The sequence below is a fragment of the Streptosporangium sp. NPDC049248 genome (assembly GCF_040678965.1).
GTDB lineage: Bacteria > Actinomycetota > Actinomycetes > Streptosporangiales > Streptosporangiaceae > Streptosporangium > Streptosporangium fukuiense.
Map to the genome: position 1 here is coordinate 50,625 of NZ_JBFAQY010000018.1, position 11,738 is coordinate 62,362.

Annotated in this window: 15 protein-coding genes; 11 read left to right on the forward strand and 4 right to left on the reverse strand. The window is 69.7% G+C overall.

Features of this window, described 5'->3' with window-relative positions:
• The first annotated feature begins 112 nt into the window (after positions 1-112).
• The 3 genes from AB0K21_RS28310 to AB0K21_RS28320 are packed head-to-tail and all read left to right on the forward strand — an operon-like array spanning position 113 to position 2,602.
• Positions 113-781, forward strand: coding sequence for a response regulator transcription factor (locus AB0K21_RS28310; protein ID WP_364154661.1), 669 nt, complete (start codon positions 113-115; stop codon positions 779-781).
• A 2-nt stretch (positions 782-783) separates the two neighbouring features.
• A complete protein-coding gene (locus AB0K21_RS28315; RefSeq protein ID WP_364154664.1) occupies positions 784-2,151 on the forward strand; it encodes a HAMP domain-containing sensor histidine kinase in 1,368 nt (455 codons plus the stop codon).
• A 40-nt stretch (positions 2,152-2,191) separates the two neighbouring features.
• Positions 2,192-2,602, forward strand: coding sequence for a Rieske (2Fe-2S) protein (locus AB0K21_RS28320; RefSeq protein ID WP_364154667.1), 411 nt, complete (start codon positions 2,192-2,194; stop codon positions 2,600-2,602).
• Positions 2,603-2,721: 119 nt separating this feature from the next.
• Here the strand turns inward: AB0K21_RS28320 and AB0K21_RS28325 are convergent, their stop codons facing one another.
• A complete protein-coding gene (locus AB0K21_RS28325) occupies positions 2,722-3,045 on the reverse strand; it encodes a hypothetical protein (RefSeq protein WP_364154670.1) in 324 nt (107 codons plus the stop codon).
• Positions 3,046-3,270: 225 nt separating this feature from the next.
• On the opposite strand from AB0K21_RS28325, the gene AB0K21_RS28330 reads away from it, so the two are divergent.
• Positions 3,271-4,143: a L,D-transpeptidase family protein gene (locus tag AB0K21_RS28330; RefSeq protein ID WP_364154673.1), complete on the forward strand. Its 873-nt coding sequence runs from the start codon at positions 3,271-3,273 to the stop codon at positions 4,141-4,143.
• A gap of 51 nt (positions 4,144-4,194) precedes the next feature.
• On the opposite strand, the gene pip is transcribed toward AB0K21_RS28330, so the two are convergent.
• Together pip and AB0K21_RS28340 are read right to left on the reverse strand one after the other, a co-directional pair.
• A complete protein-coding gene (pip, locus tag AB0K21_RS28335) occupies positions 4,195-5,142 on the reverse strand; it encodes a prolyl aminopeptidase (protein ID WP_364154676.1) in 948 nt (315 codons plus the stop codon).
• 143 nt (positions 5,143-5,285) lie between these two features.
• Entirely contained in the window at positions 5,286-6,164 is an 879-nt protein-coding gene (locus tag AB0K21_RS28340; protein WP_343970626.1) for a hypothetical protein, read from the reverse strand.
• A gap of 39 nt (positions 6,165-6,203) precedes the next feature.
• Between AB0K21_RS28340 and AB0K21_RS28345 the strand changes: the two genes are divergently transcribed.
• The 7 genes from AB0K21_RS28345 to AB0K21_RS28375 all read left to right on the forward strand — a co-directional run bounded on the left by AB0K21_RS28345 (position 6,204) and on the right by AB0K21_RS28375 (position 10,853).
• Positions 6,204-6,851, forward strand: a complete 648-nt coding sequence (locus AB0K21_RS28345) for a CGNR zinc finger domain-containing protein (RefSeq protein ID WP_343970623.1) — start codon at positions 6,204-6,206, stop codon at positions 6,849-6,851.
• Between the two features lie 97 nt (positions 6,852-6,948).
• Complete coding sequence (locus AB0K21_RS28350; protein WP_343970620.1) at positions 6,949-7,272, forward strand: hypothetical protein; 324 nt, start codon at positions 6,949-6,951, stop codon at positions 7,270-7,272.
• Between the two features lie 107 nt (positions 7,273-7,379).
• Positions 7,380-7,712, forward strand: coding sequence for a YnfA family protein (locus AB0K21_RS28355; RefSeq protein WP_364154681.1), 333 nt, complete (start codon positions 7,380-7,382; stop codon positions 7,710-7,712).
• Between the two features lie 79 nt (positions 7,713-7,791).
• Positions 7,792-8,040 (forward strand): cell division protein SepF, encoded by a 249-nt coding sequence (locus tag AB0K21_RS28360; RefSeq protein ID WP_364154684.1) that lies wholly within the window; start codon positions 7,792-7,794, stop codon positions 8,038-8,040.
• 177 nt (positions 8,041-8,217) lie between these two features.
• Positions 8,218-8,706 (forward strand): MarR family transcriptional regulator, encoded by a 489-nt coding sequence (locus tag AB0K21_RS28365; RefSeq protein ID WP_343970611.1) that lies wholly within the window; start codon positions 8,218-8,220, stop codon positions 8,704-8,706.
• A gap of 73 nt (positions 8,707-8,779) precedes the next feature.
• On the forward strand, positions 8,780-10,255 hold the full coding sequence (locus tag AB0K21_RS28370; RefSeq protein ID WP_364154689.1) for an MFS transporter: 1,476 nt from the start codon (positions 8,780-8,782) through the stop codon (positions 10,253-10,255).
• Between the two features lie 196 nt (positions 10,256-10,451).
• Positions 10,452-10,853, forward strand: a complete 402-nt coding sequence (locus tag AB0K21_RS28375) for an SSI family serine proteinase inhibitor (RefSeq protein ID WP_364154872.1) — start codon at positions 10,452-10,454, stop codon at positions 10,851-10,853.
• A gap of 19 nt (positions 10,854-10,872) precedes the next feature.
• Here the strand turns inward: AB0K21_RS28375 and AB0K21_RS28380 are convergent, their stop codons facing one another.
• Positions 10,873-11,724: a DUF72 domain-containing protein gene (locus tag AB0K21_RS28380; RefSeq protein ID WP_364154692.1), complete on the reverse strand. Its 852-nt coding sequence runs from the start codon at positions 11,722-11,724 to the stop codon at positions 10,873-10,875.
• Between the last annotated feature and the right edge of the window lie 14 nt (positions 11,725-11,738).

Consider the following 11,738-nt stretch of genomic DNA (forward strand, 5'->3'; position numbering starts at 1 on the left):
TGTCAGGCGGATCTGGAGATCACAGATTCCCGCCCCCTGCCTGAACCCAGGCTGAAGGCGGCAGAAGTCATCTTCAGGTTGGCTTTAGGCGGGGTGCGGCACTCTGAGCGGTATGCGTGTGCTGCTGGTTGAGGACGAGAAACGTCTGGCCCATCTGCTCAAGGACGGGCTGGCGGGCGAGGGGTTCGCCGTCGACGTGACGTACGACGGACGCGACGGGTTGTGGATGGCGACCGAGAACCCGTACGACGTGATCGTGCTGGACGTCATGCTGCCCCGGATGAACGGCTACACCGTCTGCGCCAGGCTCCGCGACGCGGAGAACTGGACGCCGATCCTGATGCTCACCGCCAAGGACGGGGTGCACGACGAGGCCGAGGCCCTGGACACCGGCGCGGACGACTTCCTGTCCAAGCCGTTCTCCTACGTGGTGCTGCTGGCCCGGCTGCGCGCGCTGGTACGCCGGGGCGGCCACGCCAGACCGGTGTCCATCGCGGTCGGCGACCTGGCCGTCGATCCCGCGGGGCTCCGCTGCCGCCGCGGGGAGGTGGACATCCCCCTCACCCCCAAGGAGTTCGCGGTGCTGCACGGCCTGGCGCGCAGGCAGGGCGAGGTGGTCTCCAAGAGCGAGCTGCTGGCCCAGGCCTGGGATTTCTCCTACGACGGCGATCCGAACATCGTGGAGGTCTACATCAGCGCGCTGCGCCGCAAGATCGACGCTCCGTTCGGCCGCTCGTCGCTGGTGACGGTACGCGGCGCCGGCTACCGGCTGGAGGCCTGAGGATGGCGTCGCGCCTTTCGGTGCGGCTCCGGGCGACCCTCGCGGCCACCGCCATCGTCGCGGTCGCGCTGGGCGTGGCGGCCGCGGTGCTCGTCGGTGTGCTGACCGGGAGCCTGACACGGAGCGCCTCCAACGAGGCCGCCCGCCGCGCCGATGCCACCGCCGAGGTGCTCACCGGCAGCGTGACGGTCCTCAGGGAGCCCGCGGACAGTGTCACTCTCACGGAGACGTCCCTCCTCGACCCCGATGTCAAGATCTTTGCGTACCCCGTATCGCCGGCCTCCGAGCTTTCGGCCTGGAGATCGACCGCCACCCCGGCGCCCAGAAGAAAGACCCCGGGAACCGTGCGGGACTTTCGGAGCAGTACCGCGCCACAGCCCGCCGAGGCGGCGCAGTGGGCGCCCGGCGATGCCTTCGCCCTGGCCACGACGCCCGTGGACACCGCCGACGGTGTGCTGTTCGTGCAGGCCAGGGCGTCGCTGGAGCCGACGGGAGACGCGCTGCGGGCACTGTGGGGCCTGCTGCTGCCCGGCATCCCCGCGCTGCTCCTGCTGGTCGCCGTCCTGACCTGGCTCGCCGTCGGCCGGGCACTGGCACCGGTTTCGGCCATCCGCACCGAGATGGCCGACATCACCGCCAACGACCTGCACCGGCGGGTCCCCGTACCGCGGTCGCGCGATGAGATCGCCCGCCTCGCCGAGACCATGAACCGCACGCTCGACCGCCTCGAACTGGCGGTCAGCCGGCACAAGCGCTTCGTCGCCGACGCCGCCCACGAGCTCCGCAGCCCGCTGGCCATCCTGAGGACGCGTCTTGAGCTGGCGCCGCCGGGGCCGCTGGCGGCCGAGGCGCTGACCGACGTGGAGCGGATCCAGGCGCTCACCTCCGACCTCCTGCTGCTCGCCCGCCTGGACGCGGCGGAGCCCGCCTGCCACGAGGAGGTGGACCTCGGCCAGGTGACCGCCGAGGAGGCGGCCCGGTCGCGGCCCAGGCCGGAGATCAGGGTGACGCTGGAGGTGGCGGCCGACACGGTGGTCCTCGGCTCGGCCGGGCAGTTGCGCCGCCTGGTGGCCAACCTGGTGGACAACGCCGTACGTCACGCGAACTCCACGGTCACCGTCCGGCTGGCATCCGACGGCGGTGAGGCGGTGCTCGACGTGTGCGACGACGGCCCCGGCATCCCCGTCGAGCACCACGAGGCGGTCTTCGACAGGTTCACCCGGCTGGACGAGGCCAGAGACAGGGACGCGGGCGGATCGGGCCTCGGGCTGGCCATCGCCAGGGACATCGCGGTACGGCACGGCGGCAGCCTGCGCATCACCGGGGAAGACCGCGGAGCCTGCCTGCAGGCCCGCTTTCCTGTGATATGAACCACACACGCGATCCATTCGTCTCCCCGGGAGGCCCGCCATGCCCACCCCCACCCGTCGATTAATGATCTTCCGAGGTCTCGCGGGCGGCGCCGCCGCCGCGATCGCGTCGGCCGTCGCATGGATACGCCCGGCCGAGGCGGCCGAGGAGGCCGGAGAGACCGCCGGTCCCGTGCTCGCCAGGACCAGCAGCATCCCCGTCGGCGGCGGTCGGATCATCAACGGCAGATGGGTGGTCACCCAGCCCGTCAAGGGCACCTTCCGCGCCTTCAGTGCCAAATGCACCCACCAGGGCTGCGCGGTCGCCACCATTCGCGGCGGAACCATCAACTGTCCCTGCCACGGCAGCAGGTTCCGGATCGCCGACGGCTCGGTGGCCAGGGGGCCGGCCGGTCGACCGCTGGCCCGCAGGAAGATCAAGGTCTCCAAGGGCGTCATCCGGCTCGGCTGATCGGCCGGTGCTCCCCTGGACCCCGCACGGGGACCTCTTCGTGACGTCCGCGAGCGTCCCAGGGGGGCACCCCCGGCGTTCTCCGGCTCTGCGGATCCGGTACCGGAAACGCCGTGCGTTCAGAGCAGGCGTGTCCGGCAACCCAGCTCGTCGCCGATCCGCCGGAGCCCCGCGGTGAAACCGTCGCTCGCGCTCCTGTCGAGGCCGAAGAAGAAGCGGTTGGCGAGCGGCACGCCCCACCGTCCCCGGGTCGCGACGTTGCGGACCCGGTGGGTGAGCAGGGCGCCCTCCGAGCGCGGCTCGACGGCGTACTCTCCGCGGTACCACCAGCCGCCCTGGAAGGCGATGGTGTGTTCGGGTACCTCGACGGTCATGGTGTGTGCCGGCGTGCTGAGGGTGAACCGCTCCGGGCCGCCCGCCACGACGCCGCCGTGCTCCGCCACAGGATCGGCCGGTACGGTGCGGCGTGCCGTTCACACCCAATGCCCCGGAAATATCTTACAAATATCCCTAAAATCATCTTATCGTGCCGCCTTAAAACACATATCTGCTTTCTCGGGAAAGTCTCTTCACACTAACCGTCGGGTCGCACACGGCGGTATAAGTCTTACTTTCTGGCAAGCGGCATTAGAGGGTTGATCATCACTGTCAGCGGATAGACGTCACATATGCGAAGCACCGTCCGCCGTGCCCTGGTCACAGGAACCATCTTCGCCCTGGCCGCGACCCTGCCCGTCGGCGTCGCGCACGCCGCGATCGACCCCTCCCCGAATTTCCAGCAGGCCCCCCTTCCCGACCAATTCACGATCCTCAAAATGGGCAGCAGAGGAATCGAGGTGCATAATGTGAAGAAAAGGCTTAGAGATCTGGGTTTCACCCCGGGAAATCTCAGCTCCACGTACGATTCCGCGCTGCGCATGACCGTATGGGCCTTCCAGAAGGCCAACGGGCTGAGGCCCGTCGACAGGATCGACCTGCCGACCTGGCAGGCCCTCCTGCGCCCCAGGCGTGTCAGGCCCCTGGTGGGATACGGCGGGTCCGAGCGGACCGAGATCGACCTGCGACGCCAGCTCCTCACGGTGTGGCGGGGAGGGAAACCCGTGCTGGTGACCCATATCTCGACCGGTGCCCGCAGGTCGTACTGCGAGAAGGGCCACTGCGGGTTCGCCGACACCCCGGTCGGCGACTACCGGGTCGGAGCGCGGGTCCCCGGCTGGTCCACCGGGATCCTGGGATCGATGTTCTACTCCGTCTACTTCAACGGGGGCATCGCCGTCCACGGCTCCACCCTCGTTCCCCGCTTCCCCGCCTCCCACGGGTGCGTCCGGGTCCCGCTGCACAACGCCGTCCCCCTCTACCGGCTCCTCCAGCCGGGTGATCCGGTGTATGTCCGCCGCCCCGAGGTCCGGGCCGAACGCCGCCCGGAGGCTAACCCGGAACGATCTCGGCGAATCCCCAGGGCTCGGCACCCCGAGGTCCCCCGTGACCCGCGCGGACGCGCCACGTCCGCACGTCCCGCGCACGGCCCGCGGGGAAGGTGAGACCTCAGCCCGCCCACCGTCCCGTACCGGTGGTGCCGGCCTTCCGCGTGCTCAGCCGGCGAAGGCGTCGAGGGCTGAGAGGATCTCCGTCCTGAACGTGTCGCTGCCGGTGTGCCCGGAGTCCTCGACCACGACCAGCCGGGCATCGGGCCAGGCCTGAGCGAGTTGCCATGGCGTGTCGAGCGGTCCGCCCAGGTCCAGGCGACCGTGGACGAGTACGCCGGGGATCCCGGCCAGCCGTCCGGCCTCGCGCAGCAGGATCCCCTCCTCCAGCCAGGCGGCGTTGGAGAAGTAGTGCGCGCAGATCCGCACGAAGGCCAGCAGGGCGGCGGGGGGCCGGCCGCTGTAGGCGTTCGGTGTGCCGTTGGGCTCCAGGGAGACCACCGCGTCCTCCCACGCGGTCCAGTCGTGCGCCGCCCTGGCCCGCACCTCGGGGTCGGGGTCGGCCATGAGCCGTGCGTAGGCCGCGAGCAGATCACCGTCGCGGTCGGCCTCGGGGACTCCCCGCCTGAACCGCTCCCACTCCTCGGGAAAGAACCGCCCGACCCCCCGGTAGAGCCAGTCGATCTCGGAGCGGCGCGTCATCGTGACGCCGGCGACGACCATCTCCGACACCCGCTCGGGGTGGGTCTCGGCGTAGGCGAGCATCAGCGTGGAGCCCCACGATCCGCCGTACAGCAACCACCGGTCGATGCCGAGGTGCTCGCGCAGGCGCTCCATGTCGGCGACCAGATGATGGGTGGTGTTGGTGCTCAGATCGGTCGCGGGGTCGCCGGCGTGCGGCAGGCTGCGGCCACAGTTGCGCTGGTCGAACAGGACGACCCGGTACCGCGAGGGATCGAAGAGGCGACGGTGGCCGGGCCTGCACCCCGACCCGGGACCGCCGTGTACGACGACCGCGGGCTTGCCCGCGGGGTTGCCGCAGACCTCCCAGTAGACGAGGTTGCCGTCACCGGTGTCGAGCAGGCCGTGCTCGTGGGGCTCGATAGGGGGGTACAAGGCGAGTTCCTCTCCGGAGATATGACGGCACTGGTACATTGCGGCGGCGGCCGAGCTGGAGGTGGAACCGCCCTACCCGCTGAGCAGGCGACCGATGCGGGACAGGATCGCCGGGGCGGTCGACCTGCAGACCGGGCCGTCCCCTATTCCGGCGCCCGCACGCTGCCGATGCCCAGGGTGCTGACCATAGGCAGCATCCCCGACTCGAACACCGCGCCCAGCAAAGGCCGGTTGAGCAGGGCCAGCCGTTGGGCCGACTCGGCCCCGAGCGCGCGCCACGGTCCGGCGGCCAGCTCGTCGGTGATCCGCTCGACCTGGTCACGGAGCGCCCGGCCCGCCGGGGTGGCGCTCCCCTCCGCGTCGACCAGGCCACGGACGGCCAGCCGGTCACGGGCCGCCGCCCACTCCTCGTCGCTCCAGCCGCGGCCTGCGAAGTTGCTCACCGGTGCGGCCCCGATGGCGGCGAACGAGACCAGCGCCTCGCACCCGTCCAGTCCCGCGGTCGCCAGGGCTGCCAGGTGCCCGTCGCCCCTGTGTTCGCGCAGCACGGTGCAGGCCTGCCAGAGCGCCAGGTGCGGCTCCTCGGACCAGGGCAGATCAAGGTTGGCGGCGGCCAGGGGGCGGTGGACGACCTCGACGCTCTCGGCGGCCCTGACGGCCAACTCGGCCGCCTCGGCCAGTTCGGGCGTGGCGACCTTGTCACCGAGGAGGGTGCGCAAGGTGCGGTCCACCGCCCGCGACCGGGCCTGGAGCACCGCCTCGGGCCGCGCCGTGGCCCAGATGCCCGGCACGTGCTCGGCGACGGCCGCCGGGCTGAAGCTGTAGTAGGTGCCGGTGACCAGCTTCGGCCCGGCGGCGCCGAGCGGCGCGGTGCGCCAGGCGAAGTAGCTCGGCCAGCGTGACTCGACGTCGTAGCCGAGCCGTGCCGCCTCGTCGAAAGCCTCGGGGGAGAAATAGAGCGACGCGTGCACCGGCTCGATCTGGTGCCACATCTGCCGTGCCAGCTTGGAGAACTCCGACATCACAAGCCCCGTTCATCACTATCTATGTAGAATATGACAGTGACAGTAGATCCCTGGCGCATCACTCGTCAACCCCAAATAGACAGTTACGTCGGTAGCAGGATCGAGTTGGCCGCTCTTCTGGTCAACCGCCTCACCGTCACCTCGGCGCACGGCCGCGAGGTCACGCCACCGGCCTCAGGCGCCGAGCGACTGGCCGCGATCGGCGAGGAGAGCGTCGTGACCGACCGGGCTCCCCGTGCCCTCACCGTCGCCGAGGCGGATCGGCTGGCCGGGATCGCCGCCCGGCTACGGCCGGCGTTCGGCGCGGGCGAGTCCATCACCGAGGTCGCGACCGCACTCAACGACCTGCTGGTACGGCACGCCGCCGTCCCCAGCCTGCACGTCGATCCGGGTCGGCCACACCGGCTGGCCTTCCACCGGCCCGACGCGCCCCTCGTGGACGCGTGGGCGGCAGACATGGGCACGGCACTGGCCATGGTCATCGGCGTCGGCCAGGCCACCCGGCTCGGCGCCTGCCAGGCCGACGGGTGCGACCTGGTCTTCTTCGACACCACCCGCAACGGCTCGCGCAGATTCTGCGACCTGTCCTGCCAGAACCGGGCCAAGGCCAGCGCCTACCGCGCCAGACGGCACGCCGCCCGCCACCCCGCGCAGGACGCGGCGTCCAGCACCGACCTCGGGTAGCGGCAGGAGTTGCATCCTGTACCCCGGTACAGGCTTACCTTCGGGGTGCGGGCGGCTCGCGGCGGAGACGGGCGGCCTTGGCGCCAGGGAGGAACCCATGGAGTGGGCACCGGCCGAATGCGCGCTTCCGACCGAGGAGCGGCCGTTGCGGGTGGCGGAGTTCGACGAACTCTTCGCCACCGCGCTGCGCGGGCTGGAGCGGGTGGGACCCGCTCACCTGCGGCTCAGACTGGAGGGCGGAGAGCGGACCGTACTCGACCTGACGGCCAGGGAGACGGAGTGCTGCGCGTTCTTCACCTTCACCCTCACCGCCGACGGCGAGGAGCTGACCCTGGACATCGAGGTGCCCCCGGTTCGTTCGAGAGTGCTCGACGGCCTGGCGGTCCGGGCGATCGAGGCGGCTCCCCGGTGCGGCTCATGAGCGGGGAGTGGCTGCGTACCGGCGTGGTCGCTCCGCCGCCGGAGGCGAATCGCAGAATCCGCCGACACCGGCTGTGGCTGCCAGGACCACCGCGTACAGTCACGGTCGTGACCGTCGCCCGATCCCTCCTGCTGTTCGCGATCGCCGCACTCGCCGAGATCGGCGGGGCCTGGCTGGTCTGGCAGGGGGTCAGAGAACAGCGCGGGCTGCTCTGGATCGGGGCCGGATTCGTCGCCCTGGGCCTGTACGGGCTGGTGGCCACCTTCCAGCCCGACGCCAACTTCGGCCGCATCCTCGCCGCCTACGGAGGCGTGTTCGTCGCGGGCTCGCTGATCTGGGGCATGGTGGTGGACAGGTTCCAGCCCGACCGCTGGGACATCATCGGGGCCGCCGTCTGCCTGCTCGGCGTGCTGGTCATCATGTACGCCCCGCGGGGGTGACCGGAATCTCCACCGCGACGCGCGGCCACCGATTCAGTAGACGACTTGACGGTCACCGTGGGCGGTGGAGACTGATGCGGTGATTAAAACACTGTGTCCCCGCGGCTACAGCGAGGCCATCTACGTGGGGCATTTCTTTCGTACCGGCACCCCCGTGGTGATGGACCTCACCAAGCTGCCGGACAGCGAGGCCAAGCAGTTCGTGGATTTCGCCGCCGGCCTGGTGTTCGGCAGGGGCGGGAATATGGACCGCCTGTCTCCGAAGGTGTTCCTGCTGATGCCTCGCGGAATGGCCGAACGATCATCGGCAGCTCACGAGGCGCACTAGACCGCCGGCCCGGGTCGCGGGAAATGCATTGATCACCGTACGGACGCTCTCTCGCTGACCATCGAGAACGAACTTTTCCGTCAGGCACAGCGATCACTTGGTGGCCGTCGACGAACCGGGAACAAAAGCGCCCATTCACAGATAATCCAGAACGGGACTAATTGCTATGCTGGAGATATGACCGCCATGGCACCCGCCCGCACCGAGCCCGATCTGTCGTTCCTGCTGGACCATGCCGGTCACGCGTTGAGAACCCGGATGGCGGCGGCGCTCGCCGAGATCGGCCTGACGCCACGGATGCACTGCGTGCTGGTTCACGCCCTGGAAGAGGAGCGCACCCAGATCCAGCTCGCCGAGATCGGCGACATGGACAAGACCACGATGGTGGTCACGGTCGACGCCCTGGAGGAGGCCGGGCTCGCCGAGCGCCGCCCGTCCAGCACGGACCGGCGGGCCCGCATCATCTCGGTCACCGAGAAGGGCGCCGAGGCCGCCCGGCGGAGCCAGCAGATCGTCGACGGCGTACACAGGGCCGCACTGGACGCACTGGACGCGGATGAGGCCGAGGTGCTGGTACGTGCCATGAATCGCCTGGTGCAGGGCCATCTGGCCGCCCCCGTCGAGGCACCACAGGCGGCCCGGCGGGCACGGCAGCGCACAAGATAGACCCGAAAGGGATCGTCTACAACAAAACTATCTGTTACGGTCTCTCCTGTTCCCCTTCGAACAGGAGACGGTCATGTCGTACACCTCACCCTCGCCCCAATCATCCCGATCACGCTGGTCGGCACTCGCCGTACTGTCCGCCTCAGCACTGATGACGATCCTGGACGGCAGCATCGTGACCGTGGCGATGCCGGCCATCCAGCGGGATCTGGGCTTCTCGCCCGCCGAGCTCAGCTGGACCGTCAACGCGTACCTCATCCCCTTCGGCGGCCTCCTCCTGCTGGCCGGTCGGCTGGGCGACCTCATCGGCCGCAAGACCATGTTCCTGGCGGGCAACGCGGTCTTCACCGTCGCGTCGCTGCTGGCCGGAGCGGCCGCCGGGCCCGGCATGCTGATCGCCGCCCGCTTCCTGCAGGGCATCGGCAGCGCCATGGCCTCCGCGGTCGTGCTGGGCATCCTGGTGACGCTGTTCACCGAGGCCAAAGAGCGCGCGAAGGCGATCGGCGTCTTCAGCTTCACCGGTGCCGCCGGAGCCTCGATCGGCCAGGTTCTGGGCGGGGTTCTCACCGACGCGCTCAGCTGGCACTGGATCTTCTTCATCAACCTGCCCATCGGACTGGCCACGATCGCGCTGGCGATCAGGGCGCTGCCAGGCGAGCGGGGGGCAGGACTCGCCGCCGGGGCCGACGTCCTCGGCGCCGTACTGGTCACCGGCGGACTGATGCTGGGCGTCTACACCGTGGTCAAGATCGAGCAGTATGGCTGGCTCGCGACGCACACCATCGGCTTCGGCGCGGTGTCGCTCGCCCTGCTGGCCGCGTTCTTCATCCGTCAGGCGACCGCGAGGACCCCGCTGATGCCTTTGCGGATCTTCCGTTCGCGCAACGTCTCCGGCGCCAACCTGGCCCAGATGCTGGCGGTGTCCGCCATGTTCGCCTTCCAGATCCTCGTCGCGCTCTACCTGCAGAAGGTCCTCGGCTACGGCGCGCTCGACACCGGCCTGGCGATGCTCCCCGCGGCGGTGGCCATCGGCGGCGTGTCCCTGTTCGTCTCCGCCCGGCTCAACACCCGCTTCGGTGAGCGCGCCGTCCTGCTGGCGGGCCTGGCGCTGCTGTTCGGCGCGATGGTCTGGCTCACCCGTGTCCCGGTCGACGCGGACTACGTCACCGACCTGCTCCCGGTGATGCTGCTCATCGCGGGTGGCGGGTTGATGCTCCCCGCGCTGGCCGCACTCGGCATGTCCGGCGCCAAGGCCGATGACGCGGGCGTGGCGTCCGGGCTGTTCAACACCACCCAGCAGGTCGGCATGGCCACCGGCGTCGCGGTACTGTCCACGCTGGCCGCCTCGCGTACCGAGGGGCTGCTGTCCGCCGGCGAGAGCCGGGCTGCCGCGCTGACCGGCGGCTACCAACTGGCCTTCGGCACCGCCGCCGCTCTGCTCGCGGCCGCCTTCATCGTCGCGCTCATCGTGCTGCGGCAACCCAGGCCGGACACCGCCCCCCGGCACGAGTCCTCCGACGCACCGGCGGTCCGGTCCGGAATCGCCTGATCACCACCGCGACCTGTTCAGCCCCGGCTTTACCCCACTCGCGGAATCTTGACCAGCACCTGGAGGGTCGGTACTCGGCTTCCATGTCACCGCTGGTCACGCTGGGAGCGTCGAACACCGCGTGAGCTGAGAGAGTTGGGCTGTAATGAGGCGGCTTACAGAATGGATGGTTCTCGGTTCGGCGGTCCTCGGTGCGATGGCCGCGCTCAGCGCGTCACCTGCCGGCGCTGATTCACTCGGTGACCCCAGGCCAGGCATATCTGAGATATCGGGAGATGAGTTCTCAGCCCGGGCGCTGGTGCTGACGCTCACCCAGGGGTCGACCACCCTGCCGTCGACTCGGACGGTGGTGTTGCAGTGTTCACCGGTCGGCGGAGGGACGCACCCGAGGGCGCGGGAGGCGTGCGCGGCTCTGGAACCCGCGAGTGGCGACGTGCGTAAGTTCAAGCCCGCGACGGGGTTGATCTGCCCGCTGATCTATGAGCCGGTGACGGTGTCGGCGGTCGGTGTGTGGAAGAGCCGGTTCACCATGTCCTCTCAGACCTTCGGGAACAGCTGCCAGATGCGCAATGCGCTCGGAGTCGTGGGCGGCTTCTGACCACGGTGAACCTGTGCGGTCAGAAGAGGGTCAGCGGCTCGGCCGGCATGGGCTCGGGCAGCGGCTCGACCTCGGGCAGCCGGGCCCGTACGTCGTCGTGAAAACGACGGGCGAGCATCGGCGCGTCGGCGTTGTCGGGAGTATGGATGAACACGGTCGGCGAGCGGCCTTCGCGTAGCCATTCGGTGACCGTGTCGATCCACTGCCGCCAGCCCTCGATCGTGCGCTCCGTGGCGTCCCGGCCGAGGTAGCGCACGATCGGACGGTCGGTGAGCGCGACAGACCGGCGCGGCACACGCGGTTTCTTCGTCCACGCGTCTCGTTCGGCGTCACTGGTCGGAGGGCTCTGGAAGAGGGTGACGGTGTCGAAGGGAACCCATTCGGCACCGACGCCGGCGAGAACCCTTTCGAGAAGCCGCCCAGATCGCTCGTCGTCGAAGAACGCGCGGTGGCGGACCTCGACGGCGTATCTGTACGAGCGGGGAAGTCCGCGAAGAAAGCCCGCCAGGGTGCCGAGGTCGGTCGGAGCGAATGATCCCGGCAACTGGACCCAGAGGGCGTGAGCGCGAGGCCCGAGTGGCTCGATCGCCTCCAGGAACGACCGAAGTTCCTCCTCGACTCCGGTGAGGCGGCCCTCGTGCGTGATCGTCCTGGGCAGCTTGACCACCAGGCGGAAGTCCGGGCCGGTCTGCCGCGCCCACGACTCCACCGTGCTTCTCGCCGGTGTCGCGTAGAACGTCGTGTTGCCCTCCACCGCGTTGCACCAGGTCGCGTAGGCCCGCAGGCGTTCTCCGACCGGGAGCGGATGAGGCAGAAAACGCCCCTGCCATGACTTGAGAGTCCACATCGCGCATCCCACATGAAGCCGCATGACCTCGACGTTAT

Coding starts and splice junctions, on each gene's coding strand:
- AB0K21_RS28350 (WP_343970620.1), top strand. CDS start 6,949: ATGGAGTGGGCACCGGCCGAATGCGCGCTTCCGACCGAGGAGCGGCCG.
- AB0K21_RS28330 (WP_364154673.1), top strand. CDS start 3,271: ATGCGAAGCACCGTCCGCCGTGCCCTGGTCACAGGAACCATCTTCGCC.
- AB0K21_RS28315 (WP_364154664.1), top strand. CDS start 784: ATGGCGTCGCGCCTTTCGGTGCGGCTCCGGGCGACCCTCGCGGCCACC.
- AB0K21_RS28370 (WP_364154689.1), top strand. CDS start 8,780: ATGTCGTACACCTCACCCTCGCCCCAATCATCCCGATCACGCTGGTCG.
- AB0K21_RS28340 (WP_343970626.1), bottom strand. CDS start 6,164: ATGTCGGAGTTCTCCAAGCTGGCACGGCAGATGTGGCACCAGATCGAG.
- AB0K21_RS28365 (WP_343970611.1), top strand. CDS start 8,218: ATGACCGCCATGGCACCCGCCCGCACCGAGCCCGATCTGTCGTTCCTG.
- AB0K21_RS28375 (WP_364154872.1), top strand. CDS start 10,452: ATGGCCGCGCTCAGCGCGTCACCTGCCGGCGCTGATTCACTCGGTGAC.
- AB0K21_RS28310 (WP_364154661.1), top strand. CDS start 113: ATGCGTGTGCTGCTGGTTGAGGACGAGAAACGTCTGGCCCATCTGCTC.
- AB0K21_RS28320 (WP_364154667.1), top strand. CDS start 2,192: ATGCCCACCCCCACCCGTCGATTAATGATCTTCCGAGGTCTCGCGGGC.
- AB0K21_RS28380 (WP_364154692.1), bottom strand. CDS start 11,724: ATGCGGCTTCATGTGGGATGCGCGATGTGGACTCTCAAGTCATGGCAG.